The following is an 18114-nucleotide window of genomic DNA, read 5'->3' on the forward strand; positions in this document are numbered from 1 at the left end:
CCGGGGGTCCACCGGCCGCCGCGCGCGGCCCTCACCTGCCCTTCGGGCCTAGCGGCGGGTGCGCCGGCGGAGCGTGCGGTCTGTCACTTGACGGCGCCTGTCACTTGACGACGCCGAGGGAGGCGTAGTCGTAGCGCCCGTTGTAGGCGTCGGACGTGTAGGCGTTGGTCAGCCGGGAGCTGCGCCAGGTGATCGTCCTGTCGTAGACGAAGGGCAGGTACCAGGCGCCCTCGGTGACCTTCTTGTTGGCCTCCTGGTAGATCTTGCCCGCCTTCTCGACGTCGATCTCCGCGACGGCCTGGTCGTAGAGCTTGTTGATCTCGGGGTCGTTGAGCTCGGGGTAGTTCTGGTTGCCGCTCTCCTGGATGAAGCGGCCGTCGGTGATGGGCTGGAGGAAGCCCTGGCCGCTGAGGAAGTCCGCGCCCCAGCCCATGATGATGATTCCGTAGTTCTTGTCCTTGACGTTCTTGGGGGCGCCGATGATGCCGGTGGACTGGGCGCCGTCGTACTGGTCGATCTGGGCGTCGATGCCGACCTTCTTCAGGGCCGCCTGCATCGACTCGGCGGTCGCGACCTCCGGCGGCTTGTTGTTGCGCACGGCGATCGTGGTCTTGAAGCCCTCGGGCTTGCCGCAGGCCTTCAGCTCCTCCTTGGCCTTGGCCTCGTCGGGCTTGCCCTGCTTCAGATTGAGCGGGTCGTAGTTCGGGTCGAAGCCCTTGACCACCGGCGGGAGCATGCTGATCGCGATGTCACCGCCGCCCTGCGGGCCGCCGCGCGCGGTCTGGAGCGAGGTGTGGTCGGCGGCGTAGATGACGGCCTTGCGGCAGTGCTCGTTGTCGAACGGCGCGACGGTCTTCGGGAAGGCCGCGTAGCGGATGAAGCCGGTCTGCGGGTTGTCGACGTTGGCCTTGTACGAGTTCATCGCCTTCTGCCGGCCGGCCGAGCCCAGGCCGGTGGCGTTGATGTCGAGGTCGTACTCACCGGCGAGCAGCTTGTTGTCCATGTCGTCGGAGTTGGTGGTGAGCTTGACCGTGATCTTGTCCGGGAGCGCCTTGCGGACCGTGTCGGTCTTCTGGTCCCACTTGTCGTTGCGGACCAGTTCCAGTCCTTTGTTCGGAGTGTAGGAGACGAATTTGTACGGGCCGTTGGAGAACGGCCGGGACCCGTACTTCTCGGCGGTGTCCTTGTCCGGGCGGACCGGGGCCGCGGCGGGGATCGCCAGCATCTGGAGGAAGTCGCCGTTGGGCTTGGGCAGATGGAAGACGATCGTCTTCTCGTCCGGCGTCTCGATCGCCTTCAGACCGAGCTTGTCCTTGCTCTCGTCCTTGTACGGGCCCTTGTACTCCTTGTTGGGGTCGAGGACCTGCATCAGCCACAGCGGACCGCCGGAGATCTTGTCGGTCGCCCAGGTGCGCTCGATGCCGTACTTGATCTGCTGCGTGGTGACCGGCTGGCCGTCCTCCCACGTCAGCCCGGAACGCAGCTTGAAGGTGTAGGTCTTCTTGTCGGCCGAGAGCTGGCCGGTGTCCGTGGCCATGTCCGGGACGACGTTCACGCTCTCCAGGCCGGGAGCCGGCTTCGGGCTGACGAGCGTCCGGGTGTAGTAGCGGGCGAAGTCCCACATGAAGCCGTAGTAACCGCGCTGCGGGTCCCACGAGTCGGCGTCCTGGGTGCCGATGAACTTCAGCTCCCCGCCCTTCTTGTCGGAGGCGGAGGCGACCTTGTTCACACCGGCGTTGAAGCCCGCCGCCTTGCCGCCCTTGCCGCCGCCTTCGCTCTTGCCGCCGCCACCGCCGCAGGCGGTGGTGGTCACCAGGGCCGCGACCGCGAGCGCCGCCCCGGCGGCCAGTCTGCGCCTCGAAGTTCGTTGGGTTGTCACGATGTAGCGGACCTCCGTGGTCGGTCGCCGCCCGGAAGGGGCCGGCGGGGGTGCGGGGAGGGGCCTCCTGGCGGTTCGACAGGGGCGGGTCGGTACGAAGGAAGGAAGTCGGGCCGCGCGTCAGCGCGAGCCCTTCGGGTCCAGCGCGTCCCGCACGCCGTCGCCGAAGAGGTTGAAGGCCAGCACGGTGACGAAGATGGCGAGACCCGGGATGATCATGAACATGGGGTCGCTCTCGTAGGTGGTGACGGCCTTGGAGAGCATCTGCCCCCAGGAGGCGGTCGGCGGCTTGACGCCGGCGCCGAGGAAGCTCAGCGCCGCCTCCGTCAGGACGTTGGTGGGGATCATCAACGTGGCGTACACGGTGATCGGCGCCACCAGGTTGGGCAGCAGCTCCCGGAAGAGGATGTACAGCCGGCCCGCGCCCAGGCTGCGGGCGGCCTCGACGTACTCCCGCTCTCTGAGCGAGAGCGTCTGGCCGCGGACGATCCGGCCGACGTAGGGCCAGCCGAAGAACCCGATGACCGCGATCAGCACGGCCATCCGCACCCCCGAACCGGTCAGCCCCCAGAGGGAGTTGGGGACGACGGAGACGAGCGCGATGATGAAGAGCAGCTGGGGGAAGGCCAGCAGGAGGTCCATGACCCGGCTGACGACCGCGTCCACCCAGCCGCCGAAGTAGCCGGCGACGATGCCGAATACCGTGCCGATCACGACCGCCACGACGGCCGAGAGGAAGGCCACGAGCAGCGAGACCCGGGCCCCGTAGACGACCCGGCTGAAGACGTCCCGGCCGTTGACGGGCTCGGCGCCGAAGAGGAAGTCGGAGTCGATGCCGCCCCAGGAACCCTTGGGGGTGCTGGAGAGGGGGTCGATCAGCTCCTCGTGGTACTCGTTCGGGGGATGCCCCAGCAGGCCCACGATGACCGGGGCCAGGATCGCCACGAGGACGAGCAGCAGGACGACGGCCCCGCCCGCCAGGGCGAACTTGTCGCGCTTGAGCCGTGTCCAGGCGATCCGCCAGGGCGAGCGCCCCTCGATGGTCCTCGGCGGAGCGCCGTCGGCGACGGGGGCGGCGCCGGCGTCGGCCGGTCCCGTGTCGTGCAGTGGTGCCGTCATCGTCTGGTGGACCCCTCTCGGCCGGCGGCGACCGGCCCAACGCCCGCCGCGCTCGGGGCGGCTGGTTCACATCACTGGTGCGAGGACGCGCTCCCCGCGACGGTGCGAGCGGATCGCGGTGGTACGCGTGGATCGCGGTGGTACGCGAAGTGCAGTGGTGCGGGAGGTGCGGAGGTGCGAAAGGTGCTGGCAGTGCGAGTGGTGCCGGCAGTGCGGGACGTGCGGTGGTACCCGGAGTACGACGGTGCGGAAGGCACCGGAAGTGCGGGTGGTACGGGACGTGCGCACAGAGCGGTCGTACGGCGGAACAGGTCGTACGCAGGAACGAAGTCCTTGTTGGGCGGGAGTCTTCATCGCTCCCGCGATCACCCGCCAGCCCCCACCCGCAAAGGATGCGCAAACGTGATGTGCGAAGGGAGGTTCCGTAATACGGACGCGGGTGGACCGTGAGCGGGCGTCAGTACGCCCCGGCCTGCCAGCCCCGCTGCGGCGGAGGGTAGCCGTAGCCCGCGGCGGGCGCGGACGGCGCGGCGGCGGCCCCGTAGCCCTCGCGGGCGAAGAACGGCCGGCCGTTGGCCCGCATCCACATCGCGACGGGGTCGTACTCGTCCGCCATCGACACCGTCGACACCGGCAGGCCGTCGGGCACCGCGTCGATCGACTGCTGCATCATCAGCCGCACGGCCTCCACGGCGGCGGGCGAGGTGTCGTACAGATCGAGGCCGATGGCCAGGTACGGCGTGCCCAGGGCGGGCCGTACCCAGGCCCGGCGCAGCGCGCGGACCACGGGGGTGCGGTGGGCGTTCTGCCCGAGCAGGGCGTAGAACTGCGGGATGTCCAGCGCCGGTTCGCTCAGCTGGAGCGGGCCGGCCGGCAGCCGGTCCAGGCCGGCGACGATCCGGCGGAGGTCGAGCCAGGGGATGCCGACGCCGCCGCCGGGGGCGTGGGGGTTGAGCCACAGGCCCCAGCGGTCGGGGTAGAGGGAGGCGGCCACGGCCCGGCCGGCGACGACCTCGTGGGCGCGGTTCCAGCCGCTGGCGGCGAGCTCCTGGGCGGAGGTCACACAGGGGGCGTAGCCGAGGCCGTCGACCTCCATGTTCCCGTACTGGGCGTCGGGCGAACCGGCCTGACCGTGCCACAGCAGCATCCACACCCGGCCCTCGGCGAGGGACCGCAGCAGCTGCTCGTACGTGTCGTACCGGCCGGGCGCCACCTGGCGCAGCACCTGCTCCACGCCGCTCTCCGCGCCCGCGCTCACCTGGGTCCGCCTCTTCTCTTGGCCGTCTGCTGCTACCAGCTTACGAGCCCGCGGGAGCGGGCATGAGAGCTGTCACAGGTCACGGTCGTAGAACGGTCGTATCCGGGTCCGTATCCAGTCGCCCACGGGGTCTTCCTGGGCGACGTCCAGGAAGACGAGCTGTACGGGCCAGGGCACGGGCGCCCGGCCCAGCGCGCGGCCCAGGGCGTCCAGGGCGGCGGAGCGGCTGCCCGGGTCGGGGAGCCCCAGCTCGACGCCGACGAACAGCGCGGGACCGGCGCCCTCGACGGCGGCCATGGCACGGCGGGCGGTACGGACGGCCCCGGTGCCCGCGAACTCCAGCCCGGCGGCGGCCAGGAACGCGGTCGGCTCCTCCTGCCAGTCCGGCTCGTACAGCCGTACGCGACCGCCGGTGGCGTCGCCGTCCAGGGCCGTGCGCCCGGCCCGGCACAGCCCGGCGACGGCGGGCGGCGGCAGGGGCACGGTGACGGTGCCCTCGGGGTTGACGACGATGCCGACCTGCGGGGGCAGGCCGCGGGCGAACTCGACGACGGGGGCGACGGCGAAGGACATCCCCGCGCCGGCGACGGCCGTGAACTGCTCCTGGGAGCTGAACACGGGGACGTAGGCGGCGCCGCCCAGCTCCAGGGCGGGCAGGTCGAGGTCGGGGCTGTCGGGCCCCCCGCCCTTGGGCAGCGGAACCCACACGCTGCTCCGGCCGAGCGCCTCGACGATGCGCGCACCGGCGTCCGGCACGCCGACGGAAGCGGCGAGCACCGCTTCGAGCTCATTGGCCGGCCAGGTCATCGTCTTCCACCCCGTTCGTCGGACGCATCCCGCACCTTAACGGCTGCGCCCGCGCTTCGAGGGGGTGGGGCGCCCCACGGGCGGGGTTGTCCGGCACCGCCGGACGCGTCAGCGGTGGCTGCTCGCCGCGGCGGCGGGAGGGGTGCCCCGGACCCGCCCCTTCCCGAAACCGGGGACTTGGCGGGCCCGGGGCGGAGCCCTCGGGCGTTCGGGGGGGCCGGGGGCTTGTCCCCGGGAAACGGGGAAAGGGCGGGGCTGGGGATCCGCTCCCGCCGCGACGGCGAGCGGACCCCACCGGGAGCCCGGCGGTGCCGGGCAGGCCTCAGCCGAAGTGGATGGACCGCAGCGCGTCCGCCGACTCGCGGTCGAGGAGGACCGCCGAGGTCGTGCCGGTCGGGTGGTCGCCCGCCGTGAGGGCGGTGACGAGGCGGGTCGTCGCGCGGCGGTGGCGGGCGAAGGAGCGGACGGAGACGCCGCGGCCGCGGGCGCGCTGGCCGGCGAGGGCGGTGGGCGGGTCGACCGCCAGGACCATCAGGTGCAGTCCCCCGCCCCGCCGTCGCGCGTCGCGCGCGAGCCAGCGGCGCACCCAGCTCCACTGCCCGCAGTCGTGCACGACGACGCTGCCGCCCGAGCGCAGCGCCCGCCGCAGCGCGGCGTAGTGCGCGACGCGGACGAAGGGCCGGTACACGGCGTACGGAAGCGGCAGCGACCGGCGCTCGAAGCGCTCGCGCACGTCCTGGGAGTCCACGCGGTGGACGGCGGCGGGCACGACGCGCCGCATCAGCGTGGACTTGCCGCCGCCGGGCAGTCCGGAGACGACGAGCAGGTCGCCCGCCGGATAGCGGAGCTCCGTGACCCCCGTCCCGCCCCCGCGCAGATCGCGCACGCCCACCGTCTCGCACGCCCCGCGCGTCTCCCCCGTACGCACGGCGATCGCCCCCTCTCGGCTGGTCGTACGACCGCCCCCTCCCCACGGACTCCCCACGCGATGTAAAGAAAAGGTAATCCAATTTGAGGGGCGGCGGGCGGTCCGTCGCACGCCCGTACGTGCAATGATGTGCGCGCCAAGCTCGACTCAACTGCAAGTAATCGCATATTGGCCGCTCGAATCCGCGCGGGAGAGTCCCGGGTGCCATGTGCCCCGGGCGCCGAAGGAGCAAGTTCCTCCCTTGAATCTCTCAGGCCCCGTACCGCGCGGGTGAGGCAGATCTGAAAAGCGGACCGCGGCCGCGCGGTCCCACCCAAGGTGCAAGCCGGGTTGCCTTTGACGACAGGCGAGGGCTCCCGGTGAACCTCTCAGGTTCCGATGACAGATGGGGAGGCCGCCTATTCAGGCATTCCTCCGCGACCCACCTGCCCGGGAGCCCGATCATGACCGAAGCCCCCCGCCGTACCGCCCTGGACGCGCTGCACCGCGCGCTCGGCGCGACCATGACCGACTTCGCCGGCTGGGACATGCCCCTGCGCTACGGCAGCGAGCGCGACGAGCACATCGCCGTGCGCACCCGCGCGGGCCTCTTCGACCTGTCGCACATGGGCGAGATCACCCTCACGGGCGCCCAGGCCGGACAGGCCCTGGACCACGCCCTGGTGGGCAACATCTCCGCGCTGGCCGTCGGCCGGGCCCGTTACACGATGATCTGCCGCGAGGACGGCGGCATCCTCGACGACCTGATCGTCTACCGTCTCGGCGACGAGGAGTACATGGTCGTCGCCAACGCCTCCAACGCCCAGGTGGTCCTCGACGCGATCACCGAGCGCGCGGCGGGCTTCGAGACGACCGTCCGGGACGACCGCGAGAACTACGCGCTGATCGCGGTCCAGGGCCCCGCCTCCCCCGCCATCCTGAAGTCCGTCACCGACGCCGACCTGGACGGCCTGAAGTACTACGCGGGCCTGCCGGGCACCGTCGCGGGCGTCCCCGCGCTGATCGCCCGTACCGGCTACACCGGCGAGGACGGCTTCGAGCTGTTCGTCGCCCCCGCCGACGCCGAGAAGCTGTGGCAGGCCCTGACCGAGGCGGGCGCGGACGCCGGGCTGGTGCCGTGCGGGCTCTCCTGCCGGGACACGCTGCGCCTGGAGGCGGGCATGCCGCTCTACGGGCACGAGCTGACCACGGACACCACGCCGTTCGACGCCGGGCTGGGCCGGGTCGTGAAGTTCGACAAGGCCGGCGACTTCGTGGGCCGCGAGGCGCTGACGGCCGCCGCCGAGCACGCCGAGACGGCTCCGCCGCGCAAGCTCGTCGGCCTGATCGCGACCGGCCGCCGGGTGCCGCGGGCCGGCTACGCCGTCACCGTCGGCGGCGCGGTCGTCGGCGAGGTGACCTCCGGCGCCCCCTCCCCCACCCTCGGCAAGCCGATCGCGATCGCCTACGTCGACGCGGCGCACGCCACGCCGGGTACGGAAGGGGTATGTGTGGACATTCGCGGCAGCCAGGAGCCGTACGAGGTCGTCGCACTCCCCTTCTACAAGCGGGAACGCTGAACCCTCACTGAGCCCCCCTCATCTCACCTGTCAAGACCCCTTGCACAAGCACCCACGCGCGTACAGGAGAATCTAGCCATGAGCAACCCCCAGCAGCTGCGTTACTCCAAGGAGCACGAGTGGCTGTCGGCCGCCGACGCCGACGGTGTGGCGACGGTCGGAATCACCGAGTTCGCGGCCAACGCGCTCGGCGATGTCGTCTTCGCCCAGCTCCCGGCCGTCGGCGACATCATCACCGCGGGCGAGTCCTGTGGTGAGCTGGAGTCGACCAAGTCGGTCAGCGACCTCTTCGCCCCCGTCACGGGCGAGATCGTCGCGGCCAACCAGGATGTCGTGGACGACCCGGCGCTGGTGAACTCCGCCCCCTTCGAGGGCGGCTGGCTGTTCAAGGTGAAGATCACGGACGAGCCGGCCGACCTGATGTCGGCCGACGAGTACACGGCCTTCGCCGCAGGCTGACCCCGCCCGCTCCCTCCCGCGCAGGAAGAACTCATGTCGCTTCTCAACAGCTCCCTCCATGAGCTCGACCCGGACGTCGCCGCCGCCGTCGACGCCGAACTCCACCGCCAGCAGTCCACCCTCGAGATGATCGCCTCGGAGAACTTCGCTCCGGTCGCGGTCATGGAGGCCCAGGGCTCGGTCCTGACCAACAAGTACGCCGAGGGCTACCCGGGCCGCCGCTACTACGGCGGCTGCGAGCACGTCGACGTCGTCGAGCAGATCGCCATCGACCGCGTCAAGGCGCTCTTCGGCGCCGAGCACGCCAACGTGCAGCCGCACTCCGGCGCGCAGGCCAACGCCGCGGCGATGTTCGCCCTGCTCAACCCGGGCGACACCATCCTGGGCCTGAACCTCGCCCACGGTGGTCACCTGACCCACGGGATGAAGATCAACTTCTCCGGGAAGCTCTACAACGTGGTCGCCTACCACGTCGACGAGCAGACCAACCTGGTGGACATGGAGGAGGTCGAGCGCCTCGCCAAGGAGCACCGCCCCAAGCTGATCGTCGCCGGCTGGTCCGCCTACCCGCGCCAGCTGGACTTCGCCGCCTTCCGCCGGATCGCGGACGAGGTCGGCGCGTACCTGATGGTCGACATGGCCCACTTCGCGGGCCTGGTCGCCGCCGGGCTCCACCCCTCCCCGGTGCCGCACGCCCACGTGGTCACCACCACCACCCACAAGACCCTGGGCGGTCCGCGCGGTGGTGTGATCCTCTCCACGGCCGAGCTCGCCAAGAAGATCAACTCCGCGGTCTTCCCCGGTCAGCAGGGCGGCCCGCTGGAGCACGTGATCGCGGCCAAGGCCGTCTCCTTCAAGGTCGCGGCCACGGAGGAGTTCAAGGAGCGCCAGCAGCGCACCCTTGAGGGCGCCAAGATCCTCGCCGAGCGCCTGATGCGGGACGACGTCAAGGAGGTGGGCGTCTCCGTCCTCTCCGGCGGCACGGACGTCCACCTGGTCCTGGTGGACCTGCGCAACAGCGAGCTGGACGGCCAGCAGGCCGAGGACCGCCTCCACGAGGCCGGCATCACGGTCAACCGCAACGCCATCCCGAACGACCCGCGCCCCCCGATGATCACCTCGGGCCTGCGGATCGGCACCCCGGCCCTGGCCACCCGCGGCTTCACGGCCGAGGACTTCCGCGAGGTCGCGGACATCATCGCCGAGGCCCTCAAGCCGGGCTTCGACGCGGCGGCCCTGCGCGGCCGCGTCACGGCGCTCGCGGACAAGCACCCGCTGTACCCCGGGCTGAAGTAGCACCGAAGCGCGGGATTAACCGGCCGGTACGGGGCACCGGGCACGCTCGAGGAGCGGGCCGGTGCCCCGTACCGCGACGGGCCCGGCGCCCCCGTACGAGCCCGGCGTGACCCGCGCCACCGCGGGAAGCCCCCGGCATCCCGCACACTGATAGGTGAATGCGGTATTCCGCTTCCTGTCGCACCACCCTGTTCCACCCCGTACCACCCCCGACTCATAGAGGAGCTGCCACCGTGGCCATCTCCGTATTCGATCTCTTCTCGATCGGCATAGGCCCGTCCAGCTCCCACACGGTCGGCCCGATGCGCGCCGCCCGGATGTTCGTGGGGCGCCTGAAGAAGGACGGTCTGCTCGCCCAGACCACCTCGGTACGGGCGGAGCTCTACGGCTCCCTCGGCGCCACCGGCCACGGCCATGGCACCCCCAAGGCCGTCCTGCTCGGCCTGGAGGGCCACTCCCCCCGCAGCGTCGACGTCGAGATCGCCGACGACGAGGTGGAGCGCATCCGCACCACCAAGCGGCTCAAGCTCCTCGGCGCCGAGATCGGCTCGGCCCACGAGATCGACTTCGACGAGTCGAGCCAGCTGATCCTCCACCGCCGCCGCGCCCTGCCGTACCACGCCAACGGCATGACCCTCTTCGCCTACGACGAGGCCGGCGCCCCGCTGCTGGAGAAGACCTACTACTCGGTCGGCGGCGGCTTCGTCGTCGACGAGGACGCCGTCGGCGCGGACCGGATCGTCCTCGACGACACCGTCCTGAAGTACCCCTTCCGCACCGGTGACGAGCTGCTGCGGATGTCCCGCGAGTCCGGCCTGTCGATCTCCGCGATGATGATGGAGAACGAGAAGGCCTGGCGCACGGAGGAGGAGATCCGCGAGGGCCTCCTGGAGATCTGGCGCGTGATGCAGGCGTGCGTGACGCGCGGCATGTCCCGCGAGGGCATCCTCCCCGGCGGCCTCAAGGTCCGCCGCCGCGCCGCCAGCACCGCCCGCCAGCTGCGCGCCGAGGGCGACGCCCAGGCCCGCGCCATGGAGTGGATCACGGTCTACGCCATGGCCGTCAACGAGGAGAACGCGGCCGGCGGCCGGGTCGTCACCGCCCCGACCAACGGCGCCGCGGGCATCATCCCGGCCGTCCTCCACTACTACATGAACTTCGTGCCGGGCGCGGACGAGGAGGGCGTCGTCCGCTTCCTCCTCGCCGCCGGCGCCATCGGCATGCTCTTCAAGGAGAACGCCTCGATCTCCGGCGCCGAGGTCGGCTGCCAGGGCGAGGTCGGCTCCGCCTGCTCCATGGCCTCCGGTGGCCTCGCCGAGGTCCTGGGCGGCACCGCGGAGCAGGTCGAGAACGCCGCCGAGATCGGCATGGAGCACAACCTGGGCCTGACCTGCGACCCGGTCGGCGGTCTGGTCCAGATCCCCTGCATCGAGCGCAACGGCATGGCCGCGGCCAAGGCCGTCACCGCCGCCCGGATGGCGCTGCGCGGCGACGGCCGCCACCACGTCTCCCTCGACAAGGTCATCAAGACCATGAAGGAGACGGGCGCCGACATGAAGGTCAAGTACAAGGAGACGGCGCGCGGCGGCCTCGCCGTCAACGTCATCGAGTGCTGATCACCGCCTGACGCTCGTACGTTTTCGGGTGTACCCGTCGCCCCCGGTCCGGCTGTCCGCCGGACCGGGGGCGACGTGCGTCGCTAGCGGTTCTTCTCCGCGTCGTAGGCCTTCACGGCCGCGTCGCCCAGGTACGGGCTGCGCTCCTCGTCGGAGCTGTCGCTGCCGTGGTAGCTGACGTTGCCGATCAGATAGCCCCAGCCGCGCGAGAGCTGGAGGTCGTCCAGCCAGGGGCCGCCGCTGGCGCCGTGGCCCTGGTCGCAGTGGATGGCCTCCTGGCCGGGCTGGAACGGCCAGATGCCCGGCCGCCAGGTCGTGCCCGTGCAGTAGCGCAGGTCCTTGCCGGTGATGCCGGAGCGGCCCGGGTGGGTGTCGAACGGGTAGCCGAACTCATGGGCGTGCCAGGTGTAACCGGAGTTGAACTTGTACCCCTGGGAACCGGTCACGTCGGCCACCTTGCGGCCGTTCTGCGGCCAGAGGGTGATCACGGCGAGGTCGTAGTCCTTGTTCCCGCCGTTGAGGTAGCCCTTCGGGGTGGTCACGGACTTCCACGTCCACGAGCCGAGCGGCTCCCGGTCGTTGTGGTAGTCCGGGACGAACCGGAAGTTGCTGTACCAGTGGCCGTTGCCGTCGCTGGCGCAGTGCCCGGCCGTCCAGATCAGGCTCTTGTTGGGCGAGTTGACGACGGAGGCCGTGCACTGGCTCCCGCCCTTGGGCGTGTCGAAGTAGAGCTTGCCGACGGTGGTGGCCGGCATGCTGCCGTGGGCGGTCCACACCTCGGACCGGGAGACGTCGGCGAGCGTTCTCGCCGCGTCCGCCGCCTTCGCCGCCTCCCCGGCTTGCCCGGCGACGCCCGCCACGGGCGCCGATCCCTGGCCCGTACGGGCCGGGAGCCGATGCGACTGCGGTGCCGCCGGGCGTCCGCCCGGTGCCGGCCCGGTCACCGGCCGGGCCTCTCTGATCCGTTCGGGTGTCCAGTGGGCGGCCACCCGCGAAGGAGCCTGCGAGGGGTCCCCCGTCGCACTGTGCTGTACCGCTGTGGCCGCCGTGTTCGCGTCCATCGGCTTCGCGGTCTCGTCCGCCTGTGCGGCGCCCGCCGGGACGCCCAGTCCGAGCGCCAGCGCTCCGGCGACGGCCGCCACGAATCGCGTCTTCACCCCGTTCCCCCTTTACGTCGAGTGCTCGAAGCACGAAGACGCGTGCGAGTAGAGCAGGCGGGAGGAGGGGAAGAACTGGTTCGGACGGCATTGGCCGGAACCGGGCGTACGGCCGGTACCCGTCGCTACCGTGGCGACAGGAACGCACCGCACAGGAAGCTGGTGATCCCGATGGTGTCCCGGAAGGCGAAGGCGGCGCTCGTGGCGGTGGGCGCGGTGGCGCTCGGTCTGGCCGTCACGGCGGCCCTGTGGCCCGGCGACCGGGAGACGGCCCCCGGGCCGCCGTCCCGGCCCGCGACGGCCGTGGTGCACGACTCCACCGGGAACCCGGCGGAGGTCGAGGAGCACTGGACCCCGGAGCGGATCCGGCAGTCCGACGAGAACATGCGGCACGCCACGGGCCAGGACGACTAGGGCCCCTTGTCGACGGCCCGGTCCGCGGCGACCGCGGCGGCGATCAGTACCTCAGCTCCGGGCCGTAGGGTCACGTCCGCGTCGCCGTTCCAGTGGACCCGCAGCTCGGTCTGGTAGACGTGCCCCGGCGTCGGGCCGGACAGCGGGTTGCCCTGGTAGTGCGTCTTCACGTTGGGCGTAACGAACGCATGAACACGCACGGGCCCTGGCCGTCACCAGGTGCCGGTGAGCCGGAGCGGGCGGCTGAGCGCGGCGTTCCCGGTGTTGAGCCACTCCTTGAGGATGCCCGTCCGGTCGTCGCGGGCCATGAGGTGGGCGAGGCCGCCGGCGCGGAAGGGGATCGGGGTGATCTCCGAGAGCCGGCGGGCGTCGGCGATCCTGCGGGGGCGGCCGAAGGTGCCGTCGCCCTTGCCGGCCCGGAGCAGGAGGGCGCCGTTCCCGTCGACGGCGACGAGGTCGGTCCTGCCGTCCCCCGTGAAGTCGCCGGCGCGGGTCCGGGTGGCGTGCCAGCCGTCCATGAGTTTCCGGGGGCGGCCGAACGTGCCGTTCCCCTCGCCGGGCCAGACGCGGAGCGTCCCGCCGCTGTCGACGGCGACGAGGTCGGGGATGCCGTCGCCGGTGACGTCACCGGCCGTGGTCTGGGTGAAGTGCCAGCCGCCGGTGAGGGTCCGGGGGCGGCTGAACGTGCCGTCCCCGTTGCCGGTCCAGAGGTGAAGGGTGTCCGAGGCGTCCTTGGCGATCAGGTCGGTCCTCCCGTCGCCCGTGAAGTCGGCCGCGACGGTCTGGGTGAACTCCCATCCCCCGGTGAGCCGCCGGGGCCGGGCGGCGAAGGTGCCGTCGCCGTGCCGGGCGTCGTCGACGTCGGTGTTGCCCGGCCAGAGGTACAGGTCGTTCCTCCGGTCGGCGGCGATGACGTCGGGGATGCCGTCGCCCGTGACGTCCGCGGCCGTGGTCTGGGTGAAGTCGAGGGTGACGCGCGGGGGCACGGGCGCGGGGAGCAGGGCGTCGGAGAGGGCCTGGCTGCCGTTGTCGCCGAAGTGGAGGCGGTCGCCGCCCCGGTTGTAGTACGCGGCGAAGAGCCGGGTGGTGTCCAGGGGATCGCGCGACGCCTCGTCGAAGTCCACGGCGGAGTCGATGTCGCGGGTGGTGCGGAGGTAGGCGTTGACCTGCTGCCGGGCCCGTTCCCTGGCAGGGGTCCAAGCGTTCTCGTAGCCCCGGAAGGGCGGGATGGTGGCGGCGGCGAAGGTCAGCCCGGCGGCGTGGGCGCGGGTGGCGAGCCGCCGTATCCCGGCGATGAGTTCCGCGCCGCCCGCGTCGGCGAAGATGATGTCGTTGACGCCTTCGAAGAGGACGACGGACCGCACGTTCGGCTGGGCCAGGACGTCGCGGTCGAAGCGGAGCAGCGCGCTCTGTCCCGACTCGGCGGGCTCGGTGCCGCGGAGCAGGTGGTTGGCGGAGATCCCGGCGTTGACGACGCCCATGGGCCGGGGCCGGGCCTGGAGGGCGCGCGCGTAGTCGTCGGGCAGGCGCCGGTCGGTGTCGGGGGTGGTGTGCCCGCCGTCGGTCTGCGAGTCCCCGAGGAGGACCACGGTCCCGCCGCTGTGCGGCGCGCGGACGTCGACGCCGCCGAGGAACGCCCAGAAGGGGAACCTGGTGGGAAAGCCGCCGCCCCCGGTGTCGGCGGCGTGGTCCACCGCGTCGCCGGGGGCGGAGGCGTAGGAGGTCGTCAGGGTGTAGGCGTGGAAAGGTGCGGTGCGGACGGCCTGCGGCAGGTACACGCTGACCAGGAGGTTCTCGTCGGCCTTGACGCGGAAGGCGGCGGGGTCGCTGAGGACGCTCCCGCCCGGCCCGATGACGGTGCTCTGCCGGCCCCCGCCGAAGGTGAGGGTCACGGGGGCGGCGGCCGTGCCGGCTCCCCGGTCCTGGCGGGCGAGGGTGGCGTGCCCGATGGTCACGGGCTCACGGCTGAAGGTGTTCACGAGCTGGATCCGGGCGGCGGACCCGGCGATGCTGGTGTGGACGACCATGCGGAGCGTCTGCCGCCCGGCCACGCCGGTGCGGGAGGCGGGGCCGGCGGTGCCCATGGCCGTGGCCCAGGTCCTGGTCCAGGAGGACGCGGCGCCGGCGGCGGCGCCCGGGGAGGCGGCGAGCAGGGGGACGACCGCCGCGCAGAGGGCCGTGACCACGGCCGTCACCAGGGATCGTCTTAAACGGGTGCGAATCAGACGGGTGCGAAGGTGCCGTGCCATGGATGCCGTCTCCCTCCGGGCGACGTGGCGGACGAGCTGCCACGGCGGATGAGCCGCCGGGCGCACACATCATGGAGCCACGGCGGAGCCCGGGGAAGGGCCCGGAGCCCACGACTCCCTCTGGTCGACGGGTGATCGCCGTGCCGTCACGGGGAGTTCAGCCGGGGTCGGTCGCGACCGCCGCGACCACGGCGGCGACCGGGGCCGTGACCGGGCCCGTGGCGTCACGGGCGAGGAGCAGCGGGAGGGCCAGGACGATGGGCGGGTCGCTCAGGGCGGGGGTGCGCAGGCGGAGGCGGAACGAGCCGTGGGTGGGGGCCCGGGTCGTCGCGACCGAGCGACGGGCGCCCGCCGGGTCGTCGAGCGCGTCGGCCACGCGCGTGGCGCGGTCGAAGCAGACGGCCAGAACGTGGTGGTCCGCGTCGGCGGGCGGGCGCAGCCGGACCGTGGCCGTGGCGGCGGTCACCGCGCAGGCCACGGGGAGGTCCTGGGGGACGCCGTGCGGGAAGAGGCCGGTGAAGAGCACGGCGTCGGCGGGGGCCGTGCCGGTGGCCCGGCCGGTGATCTCCGCCGCTTGGCCGGGGCCGGTGGGGCCGTCGGGTCCGGTCAGCCCGCTCGCGTCCACGACCTCGCCGATGCCCCGGTCGCCGTGCCGGTCGACGAGCGCCTTGAAGCGGCTCGGGGACATCCCGACGAGGCGGGTGAACTGGGTGGTGAACGTGCCGAGGCTGGCATAGCCGACGGCCGTGCACACGTCCGTCACCCTGGGGCTGCCCCGGATCATCATCCGTTGTGCCTCCGCCATCCGCAGCGCGGCCAGGAAGCGCGCCGGGGTGACGGACGTGACGCCGCGGAAGACGCGGTGGAAGTGGAACGGGCTGAACAGGCCGGCCTCGGCGTGGTCGGTCAGGCACTGGGTCTCGCCCAGGTGGTCGCGCATCCTGCGGATCGCCCGCTCGACGGAGGCGAGTTGCCCCGCCGAGGGCGACGGGCGGACGGCCGGGGCGGACGCCGGGGGCGCGGCGGCGGCGCGCACGGTCAGCCCGGCCCGGCGGCGGCGCGGGCCCGGTCGCGGGCGGCCGCCAGGGAGGCGACCCAGGTGGCGGTGAAGCGGCGGCGCAGTTCCTGGGCCCGGCCGTCCGGGAGGCCGAGGGCCGTCCAGCCGCGGTGGGCGAAGGACAGCCGCAGGCCCGCTCCGGCGCGGTCGAGGCTCACCCTGGCCGCCGGGGTCCCGGCGGTCTCCGGGATCGCGACGGTGAACGTCAGCTCCTCGTCCTCGCGCAGCTCCCATTCCCGCAGCGCGAATCTGCGCGGTCCTTCGTCGTCGACGACGAAGAACCATGCCGGACGGAAGCCGTCCTCGGCGACGGGGAGCCAGTCCAGCAGCGTGGGGTAGGCCAGGGGCCGGTACGGGCCGGCCGGGAGGTCGACCGCGCCGTCGATGTCGTCGCGCAGGGCGTAGCGTGCGCCGCGGCCGGTGCGCAGATGGCGGGCGAGGCGGGCGAGGAAGTCCGTCCAGCCCTCGTGGAGCCGGCCCGCCTCGGCGGGGGTGCGGGTGTCGTCGTGGTCGGCGACGGTGAGCAGGGCGGCGCCGGGCCCGGCCGCCTCCAGGGTCCAGACGACGCGCTGCCGCTTGCCCACGCCCAGGAAGCGCCAGACGAACTCGACCGTGCGGCCGGGGACGAGGGCGGTGGGCCGCAGGGTGAAGAAGTCGCCGTCGTCGAAGTCGAGGCGATTGTCCTCGCCCACGGTCAGCGGGCCCGCGAGATCGCCGAACCACCGTGCCACCCGGGCCGGTTCGGTCAGCGCCGGCCACACCCGCGCCGGTGGTGCGGGGAGGCGGGCGGTGACCCGTACCGCGTCCGACACCTCTTCCTCCTCTCGCCGATACCGTGCTACCGCCCGATACCGTGCTACCGCCGGAGGGATCGCTCCCATATTATGTAGCCTCTGTCCGGTGTCAACGCTCCAACTCGACGCGTTTCCAGGCAAGTTCAGCCGATCGCTCGAACGCCGGGAGGAGGCCAGGAGGCCATGGAGGTCAGCCATGCCGCGCTCGCCGGCCGGCTCGCGACCGTCGCCGCCGTCACCACCCGGCACGCCGCCGGGGGCGCCCTCGACGCCGTGCGCGCGGGGCCGGGCGCGCTGCCGGAGGTGATCGGCGGGAGGGCGGCGCGGCTGCTGTCGGGGCTCGGGCCCACGTTCGTCAAGGGCGGGCAGCTGCTCAGCACCCGTCACGACCTGCTGCCGCCCAGGATCTGCCGGTCGCTGGGCCGGCTGCACGACCGGGTGCCGCCGATGACCCGGGCGCAGACGGCGGAGGCCCTCGGCCGGGCGTACGGCACCCCCCGGACCTGGCCGTTCGCCTCCTTCGACTGGACGCCCGCCGCCAGCGGCAGCATCGCCTGCGTCTACCGCGCCGAGCTGGCCGACGGGCGCGGTGTGGCCGTGAAGGTCCGCAGACCCGGCATCCAGCACCGGATGCACACGGACTTCGCGCTGCTGCGCGCCGGGGCCCACCTGATGGAGCGGCTACCGCCGCTGCGCAGGGTGCCCGCGCGGCGGATCGTGGAGGAGGTCGGGGGCGCGGTCCTCGGCCAGCTGGACCTGGAGCGGGAGGCGCGTTCGCTGGCGGCGCTGCGCGCCAACCTCTCCCGGCTGCCGTACTTCCGGCTGCCCGCGCCCATCCCGGAGGCGTCCGGGCCGGGAGCGCTGGTGATGGACCTGATCGAGCCGCTCGACCGCTTCCAGGCCGGCCGGCTCGACCGCGAGCAGCGCCGGCGGATCGTCCGGAACGTCCTCCAGGGCGTGTACCGGATGCTGTTCATCGACGGGCTCGTCCACTGCGACATGCACCCGGGGAACCTGTATCTCAACCCCGACGGCGTGGTGGTCCTGCTGGACGCGGGCTTCGTCGTGCAGCTGGAGCCCGCCGTGCGCCGGCTGTTCGCGGAGTTCTTCATGAACATGTCCCTGGGGCGGGGCCCGGAGTGCGCCGACGTGGTGCTGCGCAGCGCCGAGCGCATCCCGCCGGGGTGCGATCTGTCCGGCTTCCGGTCCGGGATCGAGGAGCTGGTGGCGGAGACGACCGGGCGGACGGCCGGGCAGTTCCGGCTGGCGCCCTTCGCCACCCGGCTGTTCGACCTCCAGCGGCGCTCCGGGATCGCGGCGGACCCGGCCTTCGTCTTCCCGCTGATGTCGCTGCTGGTGCTAGAGGGAATGATCAACGAGTTCGACGTGGACGTCGACTTCCAGGGCGAGGCCATCCCGACCCTGCTGACCGCGCTCAACACGTACTGACGCCGGGCGGCGCCGGACCGGGCGCACCGGGCGGGCACGCTCCCCGGCCGGCCCGCGCGCGGACGAGGAGGAC

At 72.5% G+C, this 18114-nt stretch carries 16 protein-coding genes and 1 riboswitch; of the genes, 6 read left to right on the top strand and 10 right to left on the bottom strand.

All coding sequences use genetic code 11. The annotated features are described in order from the left end of the window. Positions 1 to 100: 100 nt before the first annotated feature. The 5 genes from AB0E98_RS07880 to AB0E98_RS07900 all read right to left on the bottom strand — a co-directional run bounded on the left by AB0E98_RS07880 (position 101) and on the right by AB0E98_RS07900 (position 5991). Positions 101 to 1879 carry an ABC transporter substrate-binding protein gene (locus AB0E98_RS07880; protein ID WP_361699721.1) on the bottom strand — a complete coding sequence of 593 codons (1779 nt, stop codon included), beginning with the start codon at positions 1877 to 1879 and terminating at the stop codon, positions 101 to 103. Positions 1880 to 1999: 120 nt separating this feature from the next. After that, entirely contained in the window at positions 2000 to 2998 is a 999-nt protein-coding gene (locus AB0E98_RS07885; RefSeq protein WP_361699723.1) for an ABC transporter permease, read from the bottom strand. Positions 2999 to 3455: 457 nt separating this feature from the next. Next, a complete protein-coding gene (locus tag AB0E98_RS07890) occupies positions 3456 to 4256 on the bottom strand; it encodes an enhanced serine sensitivity protein SseB C-terminal domain-containing protein (RefSeq protein WP_361699725.1) in 801 nt (266 codons plus the stop codon). A gap of 72 nt (positions 4257 to 4328) precedes the next feature. After that, complete coding sequence (locus AB0E98_RS07895; RefSeq protein ID WP_361699727.1) at positions 4329 to 5063, bottom strand: enhanced serine sensitivity protein SseB; 735 nt, start codon at positions 5061 to 5063, stop codon at positions 4329 to 4331. Positions 5064 to 5385: 322 nt separating this feature from the next. Further along, positions 5386 to 5991, bottom strand: coding sequence for an AAA family ATPase (locus AB0E98_RS07900; protein WP_361699729.1), 606 nt, complete (start codon positions 5989 to 5991; stop codon positions 5386 to 5388). 177 nt (positions 5992 to 6168) lie between these two features. Further along, a riboswitch (glycine riboswitch) is annotated at positions 6169 to 6266 on the top strand. A gap of 168 nt (positions 6267 to 6434) precedes the next feature. On the opposite strand from AB0E98_RS07900, the gene gcvT reads away from it, so the two are divergent. From gcvT to AB0E98_RS07920, 4 genes are all read left to right on the top strand, one after another. Next, on the top strand, positions 6435 to 7550 hold the full coding sequence (gene gcvT, locus AB0E98_RS07905) for a glycine cleavage system aminomethyltransferase GcvT (protein WP_361699731.1): 1116 nt from the start codon (positions 6435 to 6437) through the stop codon (positions 7548 to 7550). 78 nt (positions 7551 to 7628) lie between these two features. Then, positions 7629 to 8009, top strand: coding sequence for a glycine cleavage system protein GcvH (gene gcvH, locus AB0E98_RS07910; RefSeq protein WP_361699733.1), 381 nt, complete (start codon positions 7629 to 7631; stop codon positions 8007 to 8009). 33 nt (positions 8010 to 8042) lie between these two features. Continuing rightward, complete coding sequence (gene glyA, locus AB0E98_RS07915; protein ID WP_361699735.1) at positions 8043 to 9305, top strand: serine hydroxymethyltransferase; 1263 nt, start codon at positions 8043 to 8045, stop codon at positions 9303 to 9305. A gap of 233 nt (positions 9306 to 9538) precedes the next feature. Next, complete coding sequence (locus tag AB0E98_RS07920) at positions 9539 to 10921, top strand: L-serine ammonia-lyase (RefSeq protein ID WP_361699737.1); 1383 nt, start codon at positions 9539 to 9541, stop codon at positions 10919 to 10921. 83 nt (positions 10922 to 11004) lie between these two features. Here the strand turns inward: AB0E98_RS07920 and AB0E98_RS07925 are convergent, their stop codons facing one another. Further along, positions 11005 to 12078, bottom strand: coding sequence for a hypothetical protein (locus AB0E98_RS07925; RefSeq protein ID WP_361699739.1), 1074 nt, complete (start codon positions 12076 to 12078; stop codon positions 11005 to 11007). 171 nt (positions 12079 to 12249) lie between these two features. Here AB0E98_RS07925 and AB0E98_RS07930 point away from each other — a divergent pair, with 171 nt between their 5' ends. Next, complete coding sequence (locus AB0E98_RS07930; RefSeq protein WP_361699741.1) at positions 12250 to 12492, top strand: hypothetical protein; 243 nt, start codon at positions 12250 to 12252, stop codon at positions 12490 to 12492. On the opposite strand, the gene AB0E98_RS07935 is transcribed toward AB0E98_RS07930, so the two are convergent. The 4 genes from AB0E98_RS07935 to AB0E98_RS07950 all read right to left on the bottom strand — a co-directional run bounded on the left by AB0E98_RS07935 (position 12489) and on the right by AB0E98_RS07950 (position 16610). After that, complete coding sequence (locus AB0E98_RS07935; RefSeq protein WP_361699743.1) at positions 12489 to 12662, bottom strand: hypothetical protein; 174 nt, start codon at positions 12660 to 12662, stop codon at positions 12489 to 12491. The genes AB0E98_RS07930 and AB0E98_RS07935 overlap by 4 nt on opposite strands. Positions 12663 to 12704: 42 nt before the next feature. Next, positions 12705 to 14741, bottom strand: a complete 2037-nt coding sequence (locus AB0E98_RS07940) for an FG-GAP-like repeat-containing protein (protein WP_361699745.1) — start codon at positions 14739 to 14741, stop codon at positions 12705 to 12707. Between the two features lie 157 nt (positions 14742 to 14898). Beyond that, positions 14899 to 15777, bottom strand: a complete 879-nt coding sequence (locus tag AB0E98_RS07945) for an AraC family transcriptional regulator (RefSeq protein ID WP_361699746.1) — start codon at positions 15775 to 15777, stop codon at positions 14899 to 14901. A gap of 2 nt (positions 15778 to 15779) precedes the next feature. Beyond that, complete coding sequence (locus tag AB0E98_RS07950) at positions 15780 to 16610, bottom strand: SRPBCC domain-containing protein (protein ID WP_361699748.1); 831 nt, start codon at positions 16608 to 16610, stop codon at positions 15780 to 15782. Between the two features lie 165 nt (positions 16611 to 16775). On the opposite strand from AB0E98_RS07950, the gene AB0E98_RS07955 reads away from it, so the two are divergent. Beyond that, positions 16776 to 18041 (top strand): AarF/UbiB family protein, encoded by a 1266-nt coding sequence (locus tag AB0E98_RS07955; protein WP_361699750.1) that lies wholly within the window; start codon positions 16776 to 16778, stop codon positions 18039 to 18041. The last annotated feature ends 73 nt before the right edge of the window (positions 18042 to 18114 follow it).

Origin of the sequence: Streptomyces sp. NPDC037389 (assembly GCF_040636475.1) — a bacterium.
GTDB lineage: Bacteria > Actinomycetota > Actinomycetes > Streptomycetales > Streptomycetaceae > Streptomyces > Streptomyces hesseae.

Coding starts and splice junctions, on each gene's coding strand:
- AB0E98_RS07955 (WP_361699750.1), top strand. CDS start 16,776: ATGGAGGTCAGCCATGCCGCGCTCGCCGGCCGGCTCGCGACCGTCGCC.
- AB0E98_RS07930 (WP_361699741.1), top strand. CDS start 12,250: ATGGTGTCCCGGAAGGCGAAGGCGGCGCTCGTGGCGGTGGGCGCGGTG.
- AB0E98_RS07895 (WP_361699727.1), bottom strand. CDS start 5,063: ATGACCTGGCCGGCCAATGAGCTCGAAGCGGTGCTCGCCGCTTCCGTC.
- gcvT (WP_361699731.1), top strand. CDS start 6,435: ATGACCGAAGCCCCCCGCCGTACCGCCCTGGACGCGCTGCACCGCGCG.
- AB0E98_RS07940 (WP_361699745.1), bottom strand. CDS start 14,741: ATGGCACGGCACCTTCGCACCCGTCTGATTCGCACCCGTTTAAGACGA.
- gcvH (WP_361699733.1), top strand. CDS start 7,629: ATGAGCAACCCCCAGCAGCTGCGTTACTCCAAGGAGCACGAGTGGCTG.
- glyA (WP_361699735.1), top strand. CDS start 8,043: ATGTCGCTTCTCAACAGCTCCCTCCATGAGCTCGACCCGGACGTCGCC.
- AB0E98_RS07885 (WP_361699723.1), bottom strand. CDS start 2,998: ATGACGGCACCACTGCACGACACGGGACCGGCCGACGCCGGCGCCGCC.